Genomic DNA, 16,380 nt, shown 5'->3' with positions numbered 1-16,380 from the left:
GTGGCGTTGCGACCGGCCGGGTCAGCCGCGGCGGCGGTGCGACCCGCGGGGTCAGCCGCGGCGGCGGAGGGTGCGGTGCGCGAGGCCGGCGACGGCGGCACCGACGAGGGGTGCCACGACGAAGACCCAGAGCTGCGCGAGGGCGTCGGGGCCGCCGTAGAGGGCCGCCGCGAACGAGCGGGCCGGGTTCACCGACGTGTTGCTCACCGGGATGCTGATCAGGTGGATCAGCGTCAGCGTGAGGCCGATGGCCAGCGGCGCCAGGGCCTTGTACTCACCCTTGGCGGTTACAGAGAGGATCACTCCGACGAACACGGCGGTCAGCACGACCTCGGTGACGAGCACGGCTCCGAGGCCGAAGCCGCCGGGCGACGAGGCGCCGAAGCCGTTCGACGCGAAGCCCGAGTCGCGGGCCGCCGCGAAGTAGCCGGCCGGGCCGTCGGCGGCGACGAGCGCGACGACGCTCGACCCGGCGGCGGCTCCGACGAGCTGCGCGACGACGTAGCCGGGCACGCTCGACCACGGCGTGCGACCGGCCAGGGCGAAGCCGACCGTCACGGCCGGGTTGAAGTGGCCGCCCGAGATGTGTCCGACGGCGTAGATGCCCGCCATCACGCTCAGCCCGAACGCGAAGGCCACGCCGAGGAAGCCCACGCCGAGCGCGTTGCCGTCGTCGGGGAAGGACGAGGCGAAGACGGCCGTGCCGACGCCTCCGAGCACGAGCAGGAACGCTCCGAACGCCTCCGAGGCGTAGCGCGCCAGCGGCGTGTACGTCTCGGCGTGCTGCGTGCGCTGCTCTTTGGTGGTCCGGCTGGCGGAGGGGGTGCGGGGCATGACGGTTCTCTCGTGTGGGGGTGGGTGTCGGGTGGGACGGGCTAGTCGCCGGACGAGGTCAGGTTCTTGACCGTGTCGACGGGGACCGGCGGGATGCCGCGCTTCACGCCCCGCAGGCCTGCGGCGACGAGCACCGCGGTCACGACGGCGAAGACGGCGAACGTGATCAGCGCGGCGGCCCAGAGGGGCACGGCCAGGGCGAGCAGGGCGACGGCGGTGCCGGCCAGGAGGATCACCGTCACGATCGCCAGGACGGCCCCGACGGCGAGCAGCACGACGCCGGATCTCGCGTCACGCGCCCGACCGGCGATCTCGTCGCGCGCCGAGCTCAGCTCGGCGCGGACGGCCTTGACGAAGGGCTCGATCGCGCGTGTGCTCAGCTGGTCGCGGAACCTGCCGGCGAATCCGGCCTCGCCCTGCTTCTCGTCGTCTGCGCTCATGGTGGTCCTTCTCTCGCTGAGGCCACTCGGGGCGGTGGCCGGGGATCGCCGTGCCGCGATGCGGACACACCATTCGGACGCGACGGGCACCCCCGTCGTCACCGACCCCCAGCCGGCATCCAGCCATCGCGCGCCGGGCACTCGCGAACCGGCCAGTCGGGGGACAGCGCGGGGGCGCCGGGTGTGCGGCGTCCGGCGGCAGGCGTCCGGCAGGATGGCCTGGTGGCGCGACGCGAGGTTCCCGTGATCGGCCTCGTCGCGTCGACTAGCGCCGCGGTGCGCCAGGCGGACGGGCCCGACCGGTTCGCGCGCACCGATGCCGCCGTCGACCGGCTGCGTCACGGCGGACGCTCACGCGAGGACGCCCTCTACCTGCTGTCGTCGTACTGGACCGGCGAGCACGGCCGACAGCTGCCGACCCCACGCACGCTGATGATCACCATCGTGGTGACGGTGGCCGTCTGCATCGCTGCCGTCGTCGCCTTCGGCTCGACCGGCATCGCATGGCTCGCCGCCGTCTTCTTCGGCGGAGGACTGCTCTGGCGCGGAGCCGTCGAACTGCGGCGCCTCCACCGCAACTGGTACGGCTCGCCCGAGCGGCGCACCGCCGTCCGCTCCCTCGTGGGCGTGGCCCTCGACGTCGTCGGCGTCTACCGCGACGGCTACCGCCTCCCCCGGGAGGCGCGCGCGGCTGACCGGCGCTAGGCCCGGTCCTCTGAGCGTCCAGGACGAGGTGCCGGCCACATGTGTTGCTTGTTCGCGTACACGCGAGGCACCGGGCCGTCGGCCGGGGTCAGTCGGCCAGTCGGCCTCGGAGCTCGATGGCGATCTCTGAGGCGTCGAGGTTGGCGAGGGCGTCCGCGAGGACGTCGGCGTCGAACAGGCCGTTGTCACGGGCGTCGAGCAGGGCCTCGCGCTGGGCCGTCAGCATCGCGAGCGTGTGGGCCATCGAGGCGTCGAAGCCCTCCTTCGAGCGGTCCGCCGTGCGGGGGTCGGGGCCGGGCACCGCGTCGGCGCTCTCGCGCATCAGCTCGAAGATCTTCGTGCGTTCGGACTCGTTCTGCGCATGCTCCGCGGTCTGGTCGACCGGCGGCGACAGCCGCCTCAACAGGGGCCCGATCGTGCCGCCCTGCAGCAGCAGTGACAGCGCCGCCACCGCGAACGCGATGAGCACGAGCACGGGGCGCTGCGGGGTGTCCTCGGGCAGGGTCTGCGCCGCCGCCACCGTCACGGCCCCGCGCATCCCCGCCCAGACGACCGCCGTGCCGTCGCGCCAGCCGAGCGGCTGCCGCAGGAAGTACTCGATGTCCGCCAGCCCCTGCGTGACGCGCCTCGTGAACTGGTCGAGGGTGCGCTGAGAGGGGGTGCGGGTCCTGCCCTCGGGGCGACGTCGACCGCGTCGCGGGGAACGGGCGCGGGGTGACCGACCGGCCTCCGGGACGTCCGTGGGGTCGCCCACCGCGCCTCCTGCGGTGTCGCCGGCACCCGAGCCAGCACCCGCACCGGCATCGGCCTCGAGCTGCCGCGGGTCGGTGCGCGCCCGCCGGTTCAGCTCGGCGAACGAGCCGCTCGCGCCCTCGGACTCGATGCGCAACTGCATGCTCTGCACCCGCGGCTGCATCGCCTCGGCGTGCCGGGCCCGGGCCGACAGCACCCGCAGCAGCGGCGCGACGTACGCGGCCCGCACGACGATCGTCAGCACCAGGGCGCCGACCGCGACCATCAGGGCCGGCAGCACCCCGACGTGGTCTTCTTGCACGTCGGTGACGATCGACTTGATCTGCAGACCCATGGTCAAGAAGACCGCGCCCTCGAGCACCAGCTCGACCGTGCGCCAGTTCTGCGAGTCCGACAGGCGGTTCTGCGGCGACAGCACCCGCGGCGCCCGGATGCCCGTGACGAGACCCGCGACCACCGCCGCCACGAGCCCGGACGCCCCGACGGCGCTCGCCGGGAGCGACGCCACGAACGGCACGGCGAACGAGATCACCGTGTTGACCGTCGAGTCGGTCAGCCTCCGTCGGACGGCCAGGTTGACCGCACCGACGACCAGCCCGATCACCAGCGCCACGACGACCGAGTAGGCGAACGTCCCCAGCGCGCCCCAGAACGAGAAGGAGGCGGCGGTCGCCACGATCGCCGTGCGCAACAGCACCAGCGCGGTCGCGTCGTTGAGCAGGCTCTCGCCGTCGAGCATGGCGACGACCCGCTTCGACACCGACGTCTGCTTGACGATCGACGTCGCGACCGCGTCGGTCGGGCTGATCACGGCACCGAGCGCGACGCCCCAGGCGAACCCGAGGTCGGGCAGGACGAGCTGGAAGAACACGCCGAGCAGCAGGGCGGTCGCCACGACCAGCACCACGGACAGGCCGCTGATCGCCCCGAACTCGCGACGGAAGTTCATCGCCGGCATCGAGACCGCCGACGAGTAGAGCAGCGGTGGTAGCACGCCGGCGAGGATCAGCTCGGGGTCGATCTCGACCGACGCGAAGACTGGTAGGAAGCTCGCGGCGACCCCGACGGCGACGAGCAGCAGGGGAGCGGCCACGCCGAGCCGCGGGCCGACGACCGTCGCCGCGGCGATAACCACGAAGCCGGTGACGAGCAGGACGAGCAGCTCGGCGATCTCCATCAGACGTCGAGCAGGACGCGCATCGCCTGGATCAGGGCCCGGTTGCCGTCGCGGAGGGCGGCGACCTCGGCCTCGAGGGCGGAGACGCGGGTGCCGGCGGGCAGGTGGGTGCCCGCGGTCGCGCGGGTGCCGGTGGTCGCCGGGGGTGCGGGTGCGGGCTCGGGGGCGGCTTCGGGCTCGGGAGCGGCTTCGGGCACGGCACCGGATGCGGGCTCGGGCTGCGGCTCGGGTTCGCTCTCGGGCGCCGGCAGGGGCTCGGATGCCCGCTCCGACTCCGGCTCCGGATCGGGCTCGGGCTCCGGATCGGGATCGGGCTCCGGCTCCGGCTCCGGCTCCGGATCGGGCTCGGGCTCGGGCTCGGCGGCAGGATCGGACGTCGCCCAGGGGTCGTGCTCGGATGCGCTCGCGGGTTCCGGTTGCGTCGCGGGTTCCGGTTCGCTTGCGGGTTCCGGGCGGGTCGCGGGTTCCGGTTCGCTCGCGGGTTCCGGAGGTGCGATGGACGGGGGTGCCTCGGCGGGTTCGTCGTCCGTCGGGGACGCGACCCGCGCCTCCTTCGTGGTCTTGACCACCTGCGAGAACTTGGGGCGGGGCTTCCGCTGCGACTTCGGGGACTCGGGCGACGCTTCGTCGACCCAGTCGCTGAGGGTCTGGCGGGGGACGTTGAACTCTTCCGCCACGACCGTCAGGACGTTGCGGTCGGTCGGGTTGGTCATCTTGCGCTGCAGCACCCTGGCGGTCGCGGCCTCGCGGGTGGCGTCGTCGTACCACTGGTCGAAGGGCATGCTGCGATTCTAGGGACGCGGGGCCGCCCGGTTTCAGCCGTCGGTGAGAGCCGCCGCGTACGCACGGACCGACCGATGGTACCGGGGCAGGGTCGGCTCGACGGCCTCGATCGCCACGCGCAGGGCCTCGTCGGGGCGGCCCGCGCTGTGCAGGGCGAGCGCGAGGAACACCTTCGGCGCGGCTCCGGTGGCGGGGTGCAGGGGGGCGTCGCGGAGCATCGTGATCGCCTCGTCGACTCGGCCGAGGTTGCGCAGGGTCGAGGCGTGCTGCACCACCATGCGCGCGGCCCGGTCGGGGTCGACGGCGTTGAGACCCGCCTCGGTCGCGGCGGCGTAGTGGACGTGGGCCTCGGCCTCGCGTCCGCCCGAGTCGTGCGCGCCGCCGAGCTCGAAGGCGCCCAGCGCGGGGTGCGGGGCGGCGGCGGCCAGGGCCGTCATGCGCTCGATGCGCTGCTCGTCGTCGACGGTCGCGTCGGCCCAGAGGACGGCGACGCGGCCCTCCCAGTCATCGGTGCTCATCCGGCCACGCTAGCGCCGAGACCGTGCCCGGGAGCGCACTCCGGAGCCGGGTGAGGTGGGTGGCGTGGCCGACTCGACCCGCGCCTCCCGGGGTCCGCGTCAGCGGCCGGTCGAGGCGCGCAGCGTGTCGGACGGGCGCTCGCCGAACCGTGCCGCGTAGGCCGCGGCGAAACGGCCGTGGTGGGTGAAGCCCCACCGGGCCGAGACGGCGGTGACGTTCGCCCCGCCCGGTGCCGCCGCCACGAGGTCGTCACGCACCCGCTCGAGTCGCAACCGGCGCAGGTAGGCCGTCGGCGTCGTGTCGAGCGATCGCCGGAACCCTTCTTGCAGGCTGCGGACGCTCGTGGCGGTCGCCGCGGCCAGGTCGGCGACGCTCCAGTCGCGGGCGGGGTCGTCGCGCAACAGGTCGACGGCTTGCGAGACCGCCCCTCCGCCCGCCGCCGGCACGGGGGCCCGCAGCGCCTCGGAGTGGTTGTGTCCCTGCGAGAAGAGCAGGGCCTGCACGAGCGACCGCTCGAGGTGCCGCACGGCCAGCGGGTGCTGCAGCACCCCGTCCGCGTGCCGGGACGCCTCGTCCACGACTCGCACCGCCTGCAGCACGAGCTGCCCGTCCGCCGTCAGGTCGAGCGCGGGGTCGAACTCGACGGGAGCCAGCGAGGTCGACTCGAGCAGGCTCTCGATCTCTCGCTGCACCTCGGCGCGGGGGATCATCAGGGCGATCTGCGCGAAGCCGTCCCCGCAGTCGAGGTCGACCGGTCGACCCGGCATGAAGACGGCGGCCGACCGCCGCGTCGCGTCGACCCGGCGCCCGCCGGCGGCGCGCAGGACGGCCCGACCGGCCGTCGGGATGTCGACGTGGTAGTTGTCGGGCTCGGACGTCCGGATGCGGACCGCCCGGTCGAACCGCATGTAACCCAGGGTCAGCCGGCCCGTGCTCAGGGCGTTCAACTCGAGGCCGAGTCGGCTCGTGGCGCTCGCCGTCGGGAACTCCACCGGCAGGAAGGCCTCGCCCAGCACCCGCCGCGCGTCGTCGACGCCGCGGCACGTCGCCACGCGATGTGCCGCGAACACCTCCGGGTCGTCCTCGCTCATGGGCCGACACTACCGAGCGCCGGGGCCGTCGCTCGACGCTCGCCGTGCGGATCGGACGGGACGCCGCGCGGATCGGACGGGACGCCGCGCCGGGCGGATGGCGGCGGACGCCGGGCGCTGCCACCGTGGAGGTCCGCCGATGCTCACCATCTCGGCGACGAACGGTGGCCCCACCCGTCGGGGGGAGGGGCCACCGTTTTCTCGTGGGCGGGCAGGCGGGCGGGCGGGCGCGGGCGGCGTCCCGGGGTGCCGACCCGCGCCTCCTCGTCCCCGGGTCAGGCCGGGGTCGCGGCGCCGACGCGCGTCGCGAGCACGTCGCGCACGGTCGTCCAGCGGGCGGGTGCGTAGCGGGCGCCGTCGACGTGCCGCAGCTGCGCGTCACCGCTGAACATGTTGACGAAGTACTGCATGCCCTGCCAGGCGGGGAAGGTGCCGTCGTCCTTCGAGGTGCGGCGCATGACGGCCGCCATCGCCGCGAGGGTGCCGGTCGTGCCCGCCCACTGTGGCTTGAACGGGGTGCCGGTGAGCTCGCTCATCGTGCGGGCGACCTGGCGGGCGGTCACCCGGTCGCCGGCGACCTCGACCACGCGCGGCGCCTCGGGGTCGAGGGCGACCCGGGCGACGACGTGGGCGACGTCGTCCTTGGTCGTGAAGTCGAGCACCTGGTCGGCCGACGACCAGAACAGCACGCGCTTCCGGTCGAAGAGCACCATCGGCGCGTCCCCGGTCAGCAGGTCGGTGAACATGCCGTTCAGCACCGACGTCGCCCGGATCGGTGCCGCGTCGAGGAACGCCGCGAACTCGCGCCGCAGCTCGAAGTTGCGGTTGCTGCCCGGCGGGATGCTGCGGTAGTCGGCCGAGTAGTCCGACGGCACGAACCGCGGCACGCCCGCCGCGACCGCCGCCGTCAGCAGCGCCCGCTGCGCGTCGACGATCACCGGACGGACGCCGCTCACGGCCGACACGACGACGTCGGCCCCGCGCGCGGCCTCGGTCAGGGCCGGCACGTCAGCGTAGGAGGCGCGGGTCACCTCGACCCGGTCGTCGTCACCGAACAGCGTGGTCGCGCCGGTGCTGCCGGGGCGGGTCAGGACCCGCAGGCGCACGTCGTCGGGGGCGTCGCGACGGGACAGCAGCTCGCGGGCGATGCGCTGCCCGAGGTCGCCGGTCGCGCCGGCGAGGAGGACGGTGGTGGTCATGGAGGGGGCTCGTTCCGTCGGGGGGTCGGAGGCCAGTCTGCGCGCTCTGCGGTGCGGCGGTGCGGGTGCGGCGGGGATGCGGGTGCGGGTGCGGCGGCGCGTCGGGTCTGGGGGGTGCGGCGGGTGCGGGTCGCACGACACCACGAAGTGGACACCGCGCCATGGCAAGGGCTGGTGCCGTGTCCACTTCGTGGTGCTGCGGCGGTCTCGCGGGGCGGGGCGGCGGGGCGCGGCGGGCCCGGGCCTCGCTAGGGTCGGGGGATGGGAACCGCCGGTGTCGTCCTGCTCGTCGTCGGAGCCGTGCTCTTCGTGGCCGGGTTCGCCCTGGCCCTCCGCCTGCGCCGGCAGGGCGGGGCACCCGTCATGAGCGGCCGCTGGCTCGGCGTCGTCGCCCTCAGCAGCATCGGTGCGGCCGTCGTGGTGGTGAGCGTCACCTCGAGCTGGTCCTAGAGCGTCGGCACGACGACCGTCCCGACGACGAACGTCGCCGCGAGCGTGAGGGTCGACAGCACGACGACGATCCAGGCGTCCCGCCGCTTCTTCGCGACGTCGGGGGCCGCGGCGCCCGCGTGCCCGCTGCCCCGCCGGGTGCCGACCAGCACCACGATCGACCACACGAGGAACGCCACCGAGAGGGCACCGACGCTGCTGAGCACACGCCCAGTGTGCCGGACGTCACGACGGTGCGGGCCGACGAGGCGTCCGATCCGTCGGGTACGCGACCCGCGCCTCCCGGGCCGACGGCCCGCCTGCCCGACGGGCCGACCGACGCGCCGCCGGACCGACCGGCCGACCGGGCCGACCTGCCGACCGGGCCGACCTGCCGACCGGGCCGACCGGCCGGCGGGCCGACCCGCCGCCGGGCCGACCGACCGGCCGACCGACGCGCCGACCGGGCCGACGCGCCGACCGGGCCGACGCGCCGCCGGGCCGACCGGCCGACGGGCACCGGCCGACCGGCTAGGCGTCGTCGAGGGCGTCGAACGCGTCGCGGGCACGGGTGACCTCGGGCAGGCTCGCGGCCGACCAGCGGTAGAGGTCGTCGACGAGCGTCTGCACCGAGTGGGCGAGCGGGGTCAGGTGGTACTCGACCGCGACCGGGCGGGTGCCGAGCACCCGCCGCTCGACCATGCCGTTGCGTTCGAGCCGACGCAGCGTCGTCGTCAGGGACTTCGCCGTCACCTCGGGCACGGCTCGACGGAGGTCGTTGAAACGGCGCGGGGACTCGCAGAGCTCGTCGACGACCTGGAGCGACCACCGGTCGAGCACCTGCCCCAACAGCTCGCGGTGCTCGGGCGTGATCACGGCGGAGGAGGTGTCGTGCATGCCACCTAGTCTCGTTGAGGTGCCCTGCGTCCGACCCGTAGACAGGTCGTCGAGGTCGCCAGGGCGGCGGCCGCGAGAGGACACCGTGACCACCCAGCTCAGCAGCCCCGAGGGCATGCTCGCCCCCGTCCCGTACCACCACGTCTCGGTCGCGACCGGGTCGCGACACGTCGAGGTGGCGGGACAGGTCGGACACCACGATGACGGCCTGCCGACCGACCTCGCCGGGCAGGTGTCGCAGGCCCTGCGCAACACGGCGCGCGGACTGGCGGCGGCCGGCGCGACCTTCGCGGACGTCACGCGGCTGCGGTTCTTCGTCGTCGGCTGGACGGTCGACCGGATGGACGACTTCACGGCCGGGGTCGACGCCGTCGCCGCCGAGCTCGGACTGCCGCAGCCGATGCCCCCGGCGTCGCTGATCGGCGTCGAGATCCTCTTCGAGCCGGGCGTGCTGGTCGAGGTCGAGGCGTCCGCGGTCGTGGACTGAGGAGGCGCGGGTGGGTAACCACGAGGTGGACGTCACGCCCCGCGGTGGGCCCGGCGCCCCGCGGTGGACATGACGCCACGAGGTGGGCACGGCGCCACGCGAAGGGGTGGCGTGGTGCCCACATCGTGGCGCCGTGTGCCCGGGCACGCCCCGAGGGGAGCACGATGGCGGGGACCCGCGGCGCGCGCGGGCGATCGGAGACGACCCCCATGAGCACCACCGACCCCGACGACTTCGTCACCCGTGCCGCACGCCGGGCCCGCGAGCTCATCGACACCGCCGACGTCCTGCCGCCCGACGCCCGGGGCGCCCTGCGCGACCTCGCCGACCGGGCCGAGACGGCGGTGCGCGACGTGACCGACCGCGCCGGCTCGTCCGCGCACGACCTGGTCGACCGGGCCGAGGACCTCGCCGACCGCGCCGAACGGACCGTGCGCGACGCCGCCGAGACCGTCGCCACCGCCGCCCGTGAGGCCACCGACGACGCCCACCGCCGCTACCGCCACCGCACCCGCGTCACGAACGCCGTGGGGGCCGCCGTCATCTCGGGGCTCGTCGTCGCGCTCGTGGCGAGCCGCCGCCGCGAGTAGTCGGCGGCGGGGCTACGGGGACGCCTGCTCGCGTCACCCCGCCACGATGTAAACACGCCGCCACGTAATGACGTGGCGGCGTGTTTACATCGTGGCGGCGTGCGGGCTGCGGCCCCGCACCCGCCGCCGCACCCGCACCCGCCGCCGCCGCACCCGCACCCGGCTCAGCCGACCGGCGTCCAGACCGACCCGGCCCCGGACGACCGCTCGACCGCGTCCAGCACCCGCTGCACCTGCAGTCCCTCGGCGAACGACGGCGTCGGCTGCCGCCCCTCGGCCAGGGCCGCCACGAGGTCGCTCAGCTGGTGGGTGAACGCGTGCTCCCAGCCGAGGCCGTGACCCGCCGGCCACCACGCCCCGACGTAGGGGTGCTCGGGCTCGGTCACCAGCACGCGGCGGAAGCCCGAGTCGGGGCCGTCGACCTCGAGCAGCTCGAGTTCGTTCGGACGCTCGAGGTCGAACCCCACGGCTCCGCGCGAGCCCGAGACCTCGAGCCGGAAGGCGTTCTTCCGGCCGGTCGCGAACCGGGACGCCTCGACCGACGCGACCGCGCCTCCGTCCATCCGGGCCGTGAACCAGGCGGCGTCGTCGACGGTCACCGCGCCGCGCTCCGAGCCCGCGACGCCGCCGAGGCCCGAGGTCGCCACCGACTCGTCGACCAGCGGTCGCTCGGTCACGAACGTGTGCAGCGTGCCCGAGACCTCGGTCACGCCGAGGCCGGTCACGTACTGCGCCGCGTCGACCGCGTGCGCCCCGATGTCGCCGAGCGCACCCGACCCCGCGACCGACTTGTCGAGCCGCCAGGTCATCGGGTCGTCGGCGTCGACCAACCAGTCCTGCAGGTACTGCGCCCTCACCTGGCGCACCTCGCCGATGCGCCCCGACCGCACGACGTCGCGCGCGAGCGTCACCGCCGGCACCCGACGGTACGAGAAGCCGACCATCGCGAAGACGCCGCGCTCGGCGGCGCTCGCCGCAGCCTCGGCCATGCGCTCGGCCTCGGCCACCGTGTTGGCGAGCGGCTTCTCGCAGAGCACGTGCTTGCCGGCCTCGAGCGCCGCCACCGCGATCTCGACGTGCGTCGAACCGGGCGAGCAGATGTCGACCACGTCGACGTCTGGGTCGTCGAGCACGTCGCGCCAGTCGGCGGCGGTCGACCGCCAGCCCCACCGGGAGGCGGCGGCCCGGGTGGCGGCCACGTCGCGGCCGACCAGGGTCGCCATCACCGGGGCGAGCGGCAGGTCGACGAAGGCCGGGGCGACCCGCAGGGCCTGCGAGTGCGCCGCACCCATGAAACCGTGTCCGACGAGGGCGAACCGCAGCTCGCCCCCTCCGGTCACCGCGCCTCCTGCAGGTCGACGCCCGGCACCGCCGAGGAGGCGCGGGCCGGCTCGCCGACGTCGCCGCCGTCCGCCGCCGGGTAGCCCTGCAGGGCACCCCGCACGGACCGCCACGACTCGAGGCGTGCGCGCACCTCGGGGTCGCGCTCGGCCGCGACGGCCTCGCGGTGCGCCGCCTCGAGCACCTCGTCGACGAGCACGCGCTGGCCGCTGCGCGTCGAGGCGATCGCCGCCTCGACCATCACCAGGCTCATCACGTTGCCGTGCACCTCGCCGTCGGGCCGCTCGCCCGACCGCAGCGCCCGCGTGAACGCCGCCAGCGACCCGGCGATCTCGACGCCGACCGTGGGCCGCGGCTCGGCGACCCCGGGCGTGCCGTCGAGGTCGCTCGTGGGCTCGTCGTCGCCCGACCACAGGGCCGTGCCGCCCGAACCCGAGACGCGCCAGGCGCCGTTCCACGAGGTCTCGGCCCCGGGGCTGCACCACGACCCGTCGTAGCGGTAGCGGACGCCGCCCTCGAACTCGACCACGACGCTCGCGGCCGCGTCGCCGCGGTACCACGACCACGACGGGTTCCACGAGTCGCACCAGACCGAGACGGGATCGCGGCCGATCAGGTACCGCGCCGAGTCGAAGGCGTGGATCGCCATGTCGAGCAGCAGCACGTCGTCCATCTGCTCGCGGAACCCGCCGAAGTGCGGCGCCCGCGCGAACGAGGTCGACACCATGCCGACGTCGCCGAGCAGCCCGGCGTGGGCCCGCAGCGCGACGAGCTGGTCGTTGTACCGACGCGACTGCGACACCATGAACAGCTCGCCCGTCACCTCGGCCGCCGCCGTCAGCGACAGGGCCTCGGCGACCGTCTGGGCGGCCGGCTTCTCACCGAGCACGGGCAGGCCGAGGCGCAGCGCCTGCATCGTGACGGGGTGGTGCGCGACCGGCACGGTCACGTCGAGCACGGCGTCCGGGGAGGTGCGCTCGGCCAGCCGGGCCAGGTCGCGGTCGACGGGCAGGTCGGGCAGGCCCGCCGCGACGGCTCCGGCCCGGGCGGCGTCGAGGTCGAGGTCGACGATGCCGACCAGTTCGACGTCGGCCGACCCGGCCACGGTGCGCAACCAGGCGCGGCCCATCTCGCCGGCGCCGACCTGGATCACGCGCACCGCGCCTCCTGCGTTCTCGAGCCGGCGGAAGCCGCCGGGCGTCGCGGCACCCGCGGGGCCGACGTCGGCGCTCACGCCTCGACCGGTTCGTCGATCGGGCCCGAGTAGTCCTTGCCGTCGAAGTACTCGCCGAGGTCGTAGCGCAGCAGGGTGGGCGTCGCGCGCTCGCGCTCGGGGCGGGCCCACTCGGCGCCGTTCGAGATCACGCGGCGGACGTCGGGGTGGAAGTACACCGGGAAGTCCTGGTCGCCGGGCGAGAAGAAGAAGATCTTGCCGAAGCCGCGACGGTAGGTCATGCCGCTGCGGAACACCTCGCCGCCGGTGAAGCCCGAGATGAAGATCAGCTCGTCGGGCGTCGGCACGTCGAAGTACTCGCCGTACATCTCTTGTTCGGGGATGACGATCGGGTTCGGCACGCCGCGCGTGATCGGGTGCTGCGGGTTGACCGTCCAGACGAGCTCCTGGTCGTGCTCGCTGCGCCAGCGCAGGGTGCAGGTCGTGCCCATCAGCTTGGTGAAGATCTTCGACCAGTGGCCCGAGTGCAGCACGACGAGGCCCATGCCGGCGAGCACGTGACGGTGCACCCGCTCGACGACCTCGTCGTCGACGTCGGCGTGGGCGGCGTGGCCCCACCAGGTCAGCACGTCGGTCTGCTCGAGCACGCTCTCGGTGAGGCCGTGCTCCGGCTGGTCCATGGTGGCGGTGCGGACGACGGCGTCGGGCAGGTTCTCGGCGATGCCGGCCGCGATCGCGCCGTGCATGCCGTCGGGGTACCGGTCGGCGACGTGCCGCTCGACCTTCTCGTGGACGTTCTCGCCCCAGACGGTGACGCGCAACGGTGTGGTGGTCATGGTGGTCCTCTCGTGTGTCATTTGACCGCTCCGCCGGTGGCACCGGCGGCGATGAACTTCTGTGCTGCGAGCAGCAGCACGATGGCCGGCAGCGAGGCGAGCACCGCGGCGGCCATCACGGTCGACCAGTCGGCGGTGTAGGTGCCGATGTACTGGTAGATGCCCAGCGTGATCGGCCGGATGTCGGTCGTGGTGGTCAGGGTCAGCGCCATCAGGAAGTCGCTCCAGGTGAACAGGAACGTGAAGAGCCCGGCCGTGATCATGGCGTTGCGGCTGATCGGCAGCACGATGCTGCGGAAGGCCCGGAAGTTGCCCGCCCCGTCGACCTTCGCCGCCTCGACGATCGAGGTCGGGATGTTCAGCATGAACGCCCGCATGATCAAGATGGCGAACGGCACCCCGGCGGTCGAGTCGGCCAGGATCAGCCCGGGGATCGAGTTCAGCAGGCCGAGGTCGTTGTACGCCGCGTACAGCGCGTTCGCGACGACGATGCCCGGGATCATCTGCGAGATCAGGATGGCGAACAGCACCGCCCCGACGCCCCTCACCTTGAACTGCGCCAGGGCGTAGGAGGCGGGGGTCGCGATCACGAGGCTGAGCACGACGCTGCCGAGTGCGATCACGAGGCTCGTGACCAGGTTGCGGCCCTGGTCGGCGAGGGCCTGGGCGTACCCGCCGAACTGCGCCTGGAACGGGAACCAGTCGGCCTCGATCGCCGAGCCCGCGGGCTGCAGCGAGATGTTCACCATCCAGTAGACGGGGAACAGCATGACGGCGAGCAGCAGCACGCCGACTGCGGTCAGCAGGTACTTCTTCGGGCCCTCGGCCCGGGGACGACGCGACCGGGCGCCGCGGGCCACGGCCCGGGTGCTCGGCACGCGCAGGGCGGTCTCACTCATCGACGGCCTTCCGGTTGAGTCGCAGGTACACGACGGCGAACACGGCCGAGATGACGATCAGCACGTTGCTGAGCGCGGCACCCGACCCGAAGTCGAACTGCTGGAACGACAGGGAGTACGACTGCGTCGCGACGGTCTGCGTCGCGTTCGCGGGCCCGCCGTTGGTCAACCCGAGGATGATGTCGAGCACCTTGATCGTGTAGACGACGCCGAGCACCAGCACGACGCTGACGACCGGCCGCAGCAGGGGCCAGGTGACGTGGCGGAATCCCTTGAAGCCGGTGGCGCCGTCGAGCGACGCGGCCTCGTAGAGCTCGGTCGGGATGTCCTGCAGCCCGCCGTAGAGGATCGTCGTGTTGAAGGGGATGCCGATCCAGACGTTGACGAGCACGACGGTCAGCAGCGCGACGCTCGGGCTGGTCAGCCAGGGCACCGCGGGGACGCCGAACGACCCGAGGAACTGGTTGAGCACGCCGGAGTCCTGGTCGAGGATCCACTTCCAGACCGCGCTCGACACGATCAGCGGCAGCAGCCAGGGCAGCAGCAGCAACGAGCGCAGCACGCCGTTGAGGGGGAAGGCGCGGCGGAAGAACAGGGCGAACAGCAGGCCGATGACGAACTGGCCGACGATCGAGCCGATCGTGAACAGCGCCGTGTTGAGCAGGGCGGTGCCGAACAGCTGGGAGCCGAGCACCTTCGCGTAGTTCGCGAACCCGACGAAGGGGGCCTCGCCCGTGTAGAACGTCGTCGTCGTGTACGCCTGGAAGCTCATGACGAGGTTCTTGACCACGGGGTAGCCGAAGAACAGCACCAGGAAGACGGCGGCCGGCACCACGAAGAGCAGCTGTGAGACGCGCTCCCAGGTCAGGATGCGGCGCCGGGGGGAGCGGGGCCCGGCCCGGCCGGGCCGCCGACGCGACGCCGGGGCGTCGTCGTCGGCGGCCCGCCGGGGGGCGAGCGGGGTGGCGGTGGTCATGTCACTCGCTCGCCTGGGCGTCGTCGAGTGCCTTCTCGGGCGAGGCCTGACCGGTGAGGGCCGCCTGGATCGCGGTGTAGATCGCCGTCGCGGCGGTCGGCCACTCGGCCCCGAGCTCGGCCGTGCGCGAGCGGGCGCTGGCGACGAGCGTCACGAAGGCCTGCTGGTCGGGCTGCTGCTCGGCGTACGTGTCGGCGACCGAGGTCTTCGACGGGATGGTGTTGCGCTGCTCGGCCATCGCCAGCTGGTTCTCGTCGGAGTTCATGCAGGCCACGACCTTCGCGGCGACGGCCTGACGAGCCGCGTCGCCGGTCTGCGGCACGGTCCACACCTCGCCGCCGAGCGGGGCGACGGCCGTGTCGGAGGCGTCCTTCACGGGGATGGTCACGACGCCGTAGTCGGCGCCGGCGGCGTCGAGGGCGGGCAGCTGCCACGGGCCGTTCACCATCATCGCGGTCTTGCCGGCGATGAACTGGTCGTTGACGTCGGCCTGGGTCCAGTTCAGGACGCTCTTCGACATCGAGCCGTCGGCGACCAGGTCGGTCCAGAGCTGCAGGGCCTCGGCGGTCTCGGGCGTCGCGATGTCCTTCTCGTCGCCGCCGTTCGACCACATGAACGGCAAGAACTGCCAGGACGCCTCGTAGGTGGCGTTGGCGTCGACCGCCATGCCGTAGCGGTCACCCGAGGTGAGCGCCTTCGCGGCGCTCTCGAGCTCGTCCCACGTCGTGGGCGGCTCGATGCCCGCGTCGGCCAGCACGCTCTTGTCGTAGAACAGCGCGATCGTGTTGACGGTCGGGGCCAGCCCGTACAGCTCGCCGTCGTAGGTGCCCGACTGGACGACGCCCTCGGCGTACCCGTCGGCGTCGAGGCCGAAGTCGGACAGGGGCGCGAGAGCGCCGGTCTCGGCGATCTGGGCCAGGTCGGGGTTGTCGAGCATGAGCACGTCGGGCAGGGTGCGCGACGACGCCTGCTGCAGCACGCGCTGGATCAGCGAGCCGCCGGGCACCATCGTGCGCTCGATCTCGACGCCGTTCTCGGTGCCGCACTCGTCGAGGAACGACGTGATGACCTTCTCGTCGTTCTCGCCGTAGTAGTCGACGACGGTCAGCTTCGTGACCTCGCCGCCGGAGTTCGACCCCCCGCCGCCGCCGGTGCACCCGGCGAGGACGAGGGGGACGACGGCGACCAGGGCGGTCGCGGTCAGGGACCTTCTGCGGATCGATGCAGGCTTCATTGCTCAGCTCTCTCTT

Annotated in this window: 19 protein-coding genes; 4 read left to right on the top strand and 15 right to left on the bottom strand. The window is 73.6% G+C overall.

Annotated elements, in window-relative coordinates; translation table 11 throughout:
* Positions 1-51 precede the first annotated feature (51 nt).
* Together aqpZ and ABID81_RS06165 are read right to left on the bottom strand one after the other, a co-directional pair.
* On the bottom strand, positions 52-834 hold the full coding sequence (aqpZ, locus tag ABID81_RS06170) for an aquaporin Z (protein WP_354593940.1): 783 nt from the start codon (positions 832-834) through the stop codon (positions 52-54).
* Positions 835-875: 41 nt separating this feature from the next.
* Entirely contained in the window at positions 876-1,274 is a 399-nt protein-coding gene (locus ABID81_RS06165) for a phage holin family protein (RefSeq protein ID WP_354593939.1), read from the bottom strand.
* 222 nt (positions 1,275-1,496) lie between these two features.
* On the opposite strand from ABID81_RS06165, the gene ABID81_RS06160 reads away from it, so the two are divergent.
* Complete coding sequence (locus ABID81_RS06160) at positions 1,497-1,979, top strand: hypothetical protein (RefSeq protein ID WP_354593938.1); 483 nt, start codon at positions 1,497-1,499, stop codon at positions 1,977-1,979.
* Positions 1,980-2,067: 88 nt separating this feature from the next.
* Here ABID81_RS06160 and ABID81_RS06155 read toward each other — a convergent pair whose 3' ends face one another.
* The 5 genes from ABID81_RS06155 to ABID81_RS06135 form a co-directional block, all read right to left on the bottom strand.
* Positions 2,068-3,909, bottom strand: coding sequence for a cation:proton antiporter (locus tag ABID81_RS06155; RefSeq protein WP_354593937.1), 1,842 nt, complete (start codon positions 3,907-3,909; stop codon positions 2,068-2,070).
* Positions 3,909-4,691: a hypothetical protein gene (locus tag ABID81_RS06150; protein WP_354593936.1), complete on the bottom strand. Its 783-nt coding sequence runs from the start codon at positions 4,689-4,691 to the stop codon at positions 3,909-3,911. The genes ABID81_RS06155 and ABID81_RS06150 overlap by 1 nt, the downstream gene beginning before the upstream one ends.
* A 33-nt stretch (positions 4,692-4,724) precedes the next feature.
* Positions 4,725-5,210, bottom strand: a complete 486-nt coding sequence (locus ABID81_RS06145) for a tetratricopeptide repeat protein (protein ID WP_354593935.1) — start codon at positions 5,208-5,210, stop codon at positions 4,725-4,727.
* A gap of 99 nt (positions 5,211-5,309) precedes the next feature.
* Positions 5,310-6,302, bottom strand: a complete 993-nt coding sequence (locus ABID81_RS06140; RefSeq protein WP_354593934.1) for an AraC family transcriptional regulator — start codon at positions 6,300-6,302, stop codon at positions 5,310-5,312.
* A 275-nt stretch (positions 6,303-6,577) separates the two neighbouring features.
* On the bottom strand, positions 6,578-7,501 hold the full coding sequence (locus ABID81_RS06135) for an NmrA family NAD(P)-binding protein (RefSeq protein ID WP_354593933.1): 924 nt from the start codon (positions 7,499-7,501) through the stop codon (positions 6,578-6,580).
* A gap of 261 nt (positions 7,502-7,762) precedes the next feature.
* Between ABID81_RS06135 and ABID81_RS06130 the strand changes: the two genes are divergently transcribed.
* Entirely contained in the window at positions 7,763-7,951 is a 189-nt protein-coding gene (locus ABID81_RS06130) for a hypothetical protein (protein WP_354593932.1), read from the top strand.
* Here ABID81_RS06130 and ABID81_RS06125 read toward each other — a convergent pair.
* Together ABID81_RS06125 and ABID81_RS06120 are read right to left on the bottom strand one after the other, a co-directional pair.
* The gene (locus tag ABID81_RS06125) at positions 7,948-8,157 is read right to left on the bottom strand and encodes a hypothetical protein (protein WP_354593931.1); all 210 of its coding nucleotides are present in this window, start codon (positions 8,155-8,157) and stop codon (positions 7,948-7,950) included. The genes ABID81_RS06130 and ABID81_RS06125 overlap by 4 nt on opposite strands.
* A 304-nt stretch (positions 8,158-8,461) precedes the next feature.
* The gene (locus tag ABID81_RS06120) at positions 8,462-8,827 is read right to left on the bottom strand and encodes a winged helix-turn-helix transcriptional regulator (RefSeq protein ID WP_354593930.1); all 366 of its coding nucleotides are present in this window, start codon (positions 8,825-8,827) and stop codon (positions 8,462-8,464) included.
* 85 nt (positions 8,828-8,912) lie between these two features.
* On the opposite strand from ABID81_RS06120, the gene ABID81_RS06115 reads away from it, so the two are divergent.
* Positions 8,913-9,314, top strand: coding sequence for a RidA family protein (locus tag ABID81_RS06115; RefSeq protein ID WP_354593929.1), 402 nt, complete (start codon positions 8,913-8,915; stop codon positions 9,312-9,314).
* Positions 9,315-9,523: 209 nt separating this feature from the next.
* Entirely contained in the window at positions 9,524-9,904 is a 381-nt protein-coding gene (locus ABID81_RS06110) for a hypothetical protein (protein ID WP_354593928.1), read from the top strand.
* Between the two features lie 164 nt (positions 9,905-10,068).
* Here ABID81_RS06110 and ABID81_RS06105 read toward each other — a convergent pair whose 3' ends face one another.
* The 6 genes from ABID81_RS06105 to ABID81_RS06080 form a co-directional block, all read right to left on the bottom strand.
* Entirely contained in the window at positions 10,069-11,244 is a 1,176-nt protein-coding gene (locus tag ABID81_RS06105; protein WP_354593927.1) for a Gfo/Idh/MocA family protein, read from the bottom strand.
* Entirely contained in the window at positions 11,241-12,374 is a 1,134-nt protein-coding gene (locus tag ABID81_RS06100; protein ID WP_502915188.1) for a Gfo/Idh/MocA family protein, read from the bottom strand. Before ABID81_RS06100 ends, ABID81_RS06105 begins: the two co-directional genes overlap by 4 nt.
* Positions 12,375-12,475: 101 nt before the next feature.
* Complete coding sequence (locus ABID81_RS06095) at positions 12,476-13,255, bottom strand: ThuA domain-containing protein (protein WP_354593926.1); 780 nt, start codon at positions 13,253-13,255, stop codon at positions 12,476-12,478.
* Positions 13,256-13,272: 17 nt separating this feature from the next.
* A complete protein-coding gene (locus ABID81_RS06090; RefSeq protein WP_354593925.1) occupies positions 13,273-14,154 on the bottom strand; it encodes a carbohydrate ABC transporter permease in 882 nt (293 codons plus the stop codon).
* A complete protein-coding gene (locus tag ABID81_RS06085) occupies positions 14,147-15,130 on the bottom strand; it encodes a carbohydrate ABC transporter permease (protein WP_354593924.1) in 984 nt (327 codons plus the stop codon). The genes ABID81_RS06090 and ABID81_RS06085 overlap by 8 nt, the downstream gene beginning before the upstream one ends.
* Position 15,131: 1 nt before the next feature.
* Complete coding sequence (locus ABID81_RS06080) at positions 15,132-16,364, bottom strand: sugar ABC transporter substrate-binding protein (protein ID WP_354593923.1); 1,233 nt, start codon at positions 16,362-16,364, stop codon at positions 15,132-15,134.
* Between the last annotated feature and the right edge of the window lie 16 nt (positions 16,365-16,380).

The sequence above is a fragment of the Frigoribacterium sp. PvP054 genome, assembly GCF_040547465.1.
Lineage (GTDB): Bacteria > Actinomycetota > Actinomycetes > Actinomycetales > Microbacteriaceae > Frigoribacterium.
The sequence above is the reverse complement of the archived record's forward strand: the minus strand, read 5'-3'. Positions and strand labels throughout refer to the sequence as shown.

Coding starts and splice junctions, on each gene's coding strand:
- ABID81_RS06145 (WP_354593935.1), bottom strand. CDS start 5,210: ATGAGCACCGATGACTGGGAGGGCCGCGTCGCCGTCCTCTGGGCCGAC.
- ABID81_RS06085 (WP_354593924.1), bottom strand. CDS start 15,130: ATGACCACCGCCACCCCGCTCGCCCCCCGGCGGGCCGCCGACGACGAC.
- ABID81_RS06155 (WP_354593937.1), bottom strand. CDS start 3,909: ATGGAGATCGCCGAGCTGCTCGTCCTGCTCGTCACCGGCTTCGTGGTT.
- ABID81_RS06120 (WP_354593930.1), bottom strand. CDS start 8,827: ATGCACGACACCTCCTCCGCCGTGATCACGCCCGAGCACCGCGAGCTG.
- ABID81_RS06150 (WP_354593936.1), bottom strand. CDS start 4,691: ATGCCCTTCGACCAGTGGTACGACGACGCCACCCGCGAGGCCGCGACC.
- ABID81_RS06090 (WP_354593925.1), bottom strand. CDS start 14,154: ATGAGTGAGACCGCCCTGCGCGTGCCGAGCACCCGGGCCGTGGCCCGC.
- ABID81_RS06130 (WP_354593932.1), top strand. CDS start 7,763: ATGGGAACCGCCGGTGTCGTCCTGCTCGTCGTCGGAGCCGTGCTCTTC.
- aqpZ (WP_354593940.1), bottom strand. CDS start 834: ATGCCCCGCACCCCCTCCGCCAGCCGGACCACCAAAGAGCAGCGCACG.
- ABID81_RS06110 (WP_354593928.1), top strand. CDS start 9,524: ATGAGCACCACCGACCCCGACGACTTCGTCACCCGTGCCGCACGCCGG.
- ABID81_RS06100 (WP_502915188.1), bottom strand. CDS start 12,374: ATGGGCCGCGCCTGGTTGCGCACCGTGGCCGGGTCGGCCGACGTCGAA.
- ABID81_RS06095 (WP_354593926.1), bottom strand. CDS start 13,255: ATGACCACCACACCGTTGCGCGTCACCGTCTGGGGCGAGAACGTCCAC.
- ABID81_RS06140 (WP_354593934.1), bottom strand. CDS start 6,302: ATGAGCGAGGACGACCCGGAGGTGTTCGCGGCACATCGCGTGGCGACG.
- ABID81_RS06165 (WP_354593939.1), bottom strand. CDS start 1,274: ATGAGCGCAGACGACGAGAAGCAGGGCGAGGCCGGATTCGCCGGCAGG.
- ABID81_RS06135 (WP_354593933.1), bottom strand. CDS start 7,501: ATGACCACCACCGTCCTCCTCGCCGGCGCGACCGGCGACCTCGGGCAG.
- ABID81_RS06080 (WP_354593923.1), bottom strand. CDS start 16,364: ATGAAGCCTGCATCGATCCGCAGAAGGTCCCTGACCGCGACCGCCCTG.